The 3,852-nt window shown below is 43.4% G+C and carries 3 protein-coding genes; all 3 read right to left on the minus strand.

The features are described from left to right. Positions 1–191 precede the first annotated feature (191 nt). The 3 genes from JQM82_RS14595 to JQM82_RS14605 are packed head-to-tail and all read right to left on the minus strand — an operon-like array spanning position 192 to position 3,731. Positions 192–2,522 (minus strand): virulence-associated E family protein, encoded by a 2,331-nt coding sequence (locus JQM82_RS14595; protein WP_235251130.1) that lies wholly within the window; start codon positions 2,520–2,522, stop codon positions 192–194. Beyond that, on the minus strand, positions 2,503–2,946 hold the full coding sequence (locus tag JQM82_RS14600; RefSeq protein ID WP_235251131.1) for a DUF4406 domain-containing protein: 444 nt from the start codon (positions 2,944–2,946) through the stop codon (positions 2,503–2,505). The genes JQM82_RS14595 and JQM82_RS14600 overlap by 20 nt, the downstream gene beginning before the upstream one ends. Positions 2,947–2,948: 2 nt before the next feature. Beyond that, positions 2,949–3,731: a phage antirepressor KilAC domain-containing protein gene (locus JQM82_RS14605; protein ID WP_235251132.1), complete on the minus strand. Its 783-nt coding sequence runs from the start codon at positions 3,729–3,731 to the stop codon at positions 2,949–2,951. Positions 3,732–3,852 lie beyond the last annotated feature (121 nt).

The raw sequence follows: 3,852 nt of genomic DNA on the forward strand, positions 1-3,852 counted from the left end.
TGTGTATTATGGTATCTATAGGGCATCTTTTTTCTATTTTCATATTTATAGAAAATATTAGGAACATAGGAACAAAAGCAGTAAAGTTGGCATCCGCCGCCCGCATTTGGTCTGTTCCGAAAAATGTGCCTGACATACTTTCATGGAACAAATCAGTGTTCCCGGAACAGTCCTATGTTCCAGATATTTTTTTAGTTACGCTCTTTGGGAACAAAGATGAACTGGGGACCATAGTTCGCTACACGCTCTTTTCTATCAAGTCTCACCCATCCAAGCTTCACCAGAATACCTGACAGTTCATTAGAATCTGCACGCTTCAGATTGGAACGCTCTTTGCCAAAGCATTCACACCAGATTTCCATATTGCAGACCTGTGTTCTTCTGATAGTACCCTTTTTGCCAATGTCAGCCTTGCCGGTACCATCAAGGAAATTCCTTCTCTCAAAGGTATCCATATCATCCCAGTTATCAGGCAGAAGTGCTTCCAGGTACTCACGCACAAGACCTTCACGCTCATCAGACTCCATTGCTTCTCTCTGCTCAGCCTTTGCAAGTGCCTCCACCTCTGGATCCAGATAAAGCTTCTCCCCGGCTTTCACATAATGCATAACCTCTGCCCATATCTGCAGAACATCTTCCTGTGTTACATCCCACGAACGCTTGCTGCCGCCGCCAGGAGTCTTAACCGGCCAGAAACGTCTGTTGCCTGTGGTATCTCTTAAATATCCGCTCTCAGCATTTGTGGTACCGAAGAATACACACTGTCTTGGATGCGGTGTGGTGCGTTTTCCAAAAGACGCACGGTAAATGTCATTCTGTCTGGATAAGAAGGAACGAAGTGTTTCCACCTCTGCCTTACGAAGACCTGCAAGCTCACCAATTTCAAGAATCCAGTAACCCTGAAGCTTTTCTGCTGCTGTTTTATCCTTGGTGTCATTTAAGGAAAGTGAATCAGAAAACCACTCTCCGCCAAGCTTGGCAATCAGTGTACTCTTACCAATTCCCTGACTTCCATTCAGGACAAGCATGGTATCAAATTTACATCCCGGATTTAATACACGGCAGGCTGCAGCACATAAGGTCTTTCTTGTGACTGCACGGACATATTTATTGTCAGCAGCTCCCAGATAATCAATCAGAAGCGTATCTACTCTCTCGACCTTGTCCCACTCAGGAAGTGCCTGCAAAAACTCACGGATCGGATGATAAGAGCGGTCATCCGTGACCTTTGCAACCGCAATATCATAATTTCTCTGTGAGAAGGTGCCGTAATTCTCATCTACATAACTGATCAGCTGGGCATCATCTGCATCTCTCCAGAACTTTGACGGATGTTTCCAGGGAACATCACCTTTTATCTCCATGCCATCAAGGTGCTGGTTAAACACAATATCCTTAAGCTTTGGATCATTCTCCAAAATCAAGGTCAGATTGCGCAGGGTATTTTTAAGCTGTAATGACTTATCCTCATATTCCAGTTTCTTCTTCCACGCTTCCGGGTCTTCTTCATCAAAATCCTCAGCCGCACTGTCCTGTTTTTCTTTAAAGATAAGAAGCTTTACCTCTTCATCTGAACTTGCAAATTTAGCCATCGCCTTAAATGACTTTTTCGGATCATCATCAGGAAACTTATGAACTCTCACCACATCAAAAGCATTCAGAAGCTGACCACACGCCGGATCTGTCGCATGGAAACTGTAGGAAAACTTTTCATCAATAATAATTACACCGGCACTACTGTCCGCAGGAATATAATCATATCTGCCTTCCATTGCAGACGGCTCATACACATCCTTAAGAAATTTATCAATCGCATCCCTGATAGAATAGGTGCGGCAAAATGCTCCTACCACTCCATCCTTAGTAAGAGGATCTGCTTGCTGCGATGCAGTTTTCTTCACTGCCTCTGATTCTCTTGATGATACAGGCCATGTAGAAACATCACGCCAGTCATCGTAAAGTCCAAGATAATAATCCGGATCTACAATATCCCCATCCATAACACGGAAAATATATTCCCCATTTGAAGATGTCGAAGGCCAGTACATCAGTCTGTGTGGCTGGTAGGTTGTATCATCAAACATATCCATGCCGATTTCCTGAGCCACCTTACGTGCAACTGCAGGATATTCATCTTCCGATACATCTCTTGTAAGAGGCATGATCAGACGAAGTCTCGGTGCTTCCGGTGTATGCTTGTGAGTGGAATAAATGCACATCTTATGAGAATTAAACATATCCAGTTCATCCAGAATGTCCGCACTGCCATGATCCATATCAAGTGTCAGCATGGAACGGCAAAGCACTGTACCGTTTTTACGTCTGCCTGCCTTTAAGTGACCTGCAACAAAACCTCCCACATCCTTAATGGAATCCTGCTGTGGCTTTGACATTTTTCTGTATTCATCCACTGTTTCCGTAGTAGTCTGGGTTGTACTTACCCTTTTGCAGAAATCTTCCCAGGATATCTCATTGTTCTTCCACTTTTTCTCCATTCTGGAATTACCATAAGCTATCTTCATGACCTACCTCCTTCAAATCCTTTGTAAAATAGCGAATCCTTTTATGCTGCTTCTTTGCCTTTTCAATCTCTGCCACCATACCGTCTGAAATCACATCTCCGAATACCCAGACCTGTTCGCATTTACTTAGAAGCACGATTCCCATTTTCAGACCAAGCCATCTCTCTGTAGCCTCATCCACAAACTGTGGAAATAATAAATGCGGTGCCATCGGAATACAGTTCTTCTCTACTGCAAATCTTGAAAATGCTCTGGCTCTGTAAGTATTCTTTTCGATATCTCCTGCATACGGTGAGCATATGTACACCAAAGGACGGTAAGCGGCAGCCGCTCTGGCTGCACGCTCCTCCGCCTCCACCTTGGTCAGTGCTTCATATACAACAGAATCGTAATAACCTTCATTGTTGAATTTACTGACCGACATATTTAATCCTCCTGTTCAATAAGAGGCAAAATACCGTCTGCCTTTAATAAGTCATAAATGAAAAGTCTGCCCTTCTGAGTCCAGTATGTATGAACCTTGGTATGAATGCTTCCGTCTGTGGCAGGATAAGTATGTGTCTTGGTGCTGGTATAACCTTTTTCCGCATACTTCTGATAAAGGATCCAGATTCTTCCACCCTGCTTGAACTGAATACCCTGTCTGTGAAGATACTCATTCATCTTCTGGGCACTCCAGCCATAATCCTTTGAAATCTCTGTAATAGATACAAGGTCAGGACTGTTAAGAACCACATCGTAGTAACTTGCCTTAGGCTGCATCTCGATAAGCTGCTGTTTCTGTACTGCATTTTCTGCTTCCAGTGCCATTCTCTGCATACGCTCAGCCTTGTAAGCCTGAAGTGCCTCGATCAGAGCATCTGGATTGTTCAACATGTCATCGACTGCATATAAGCCATGTCTTCTGATAGCTGGAAGAACCTCCGATGTCACCCATCTCTTGAATCTCTTTGCTGCAGGAAGTTTGCTTGATAAGATAAGACCGTAAAGACCTGACTCGTTGATAAGCCATCCTCCACGCTGTCCTAAACTCGACGCTGTTTTGTCGTTGAGTTTGTCTTCCTCATCAACATGCATAGCAATCGCTTTGTTAGGATCTGCATATCCAAGAATCTCTGCAACATCCTTACCTACAAAAAATGGCTCTCCACCTATCATTGTGCTACGGACTGAGCCAAACTCCGCATTCTGAAAAATCTGTAATTCCATTGAATTACCCTCCTTGAAAAAATATTTGTGAGGTATTTCCTCAAGTCACAGGCAAAAAAAATCAGGGAGTTTTTAACCTCCCCGAAAAAATTTCAAAAATTTATTTTATTTTAATTGACAT

This window comes from Faecalicatena contorta, from assembly GCF_021531995.1.
Taxonomy (GTDB): domain Bacteria; phylum Bacillota; class Clostridia; order Lachnospirales; family Lachnospiraceae; genus Dorea_A; species Dorea_A contorta_A.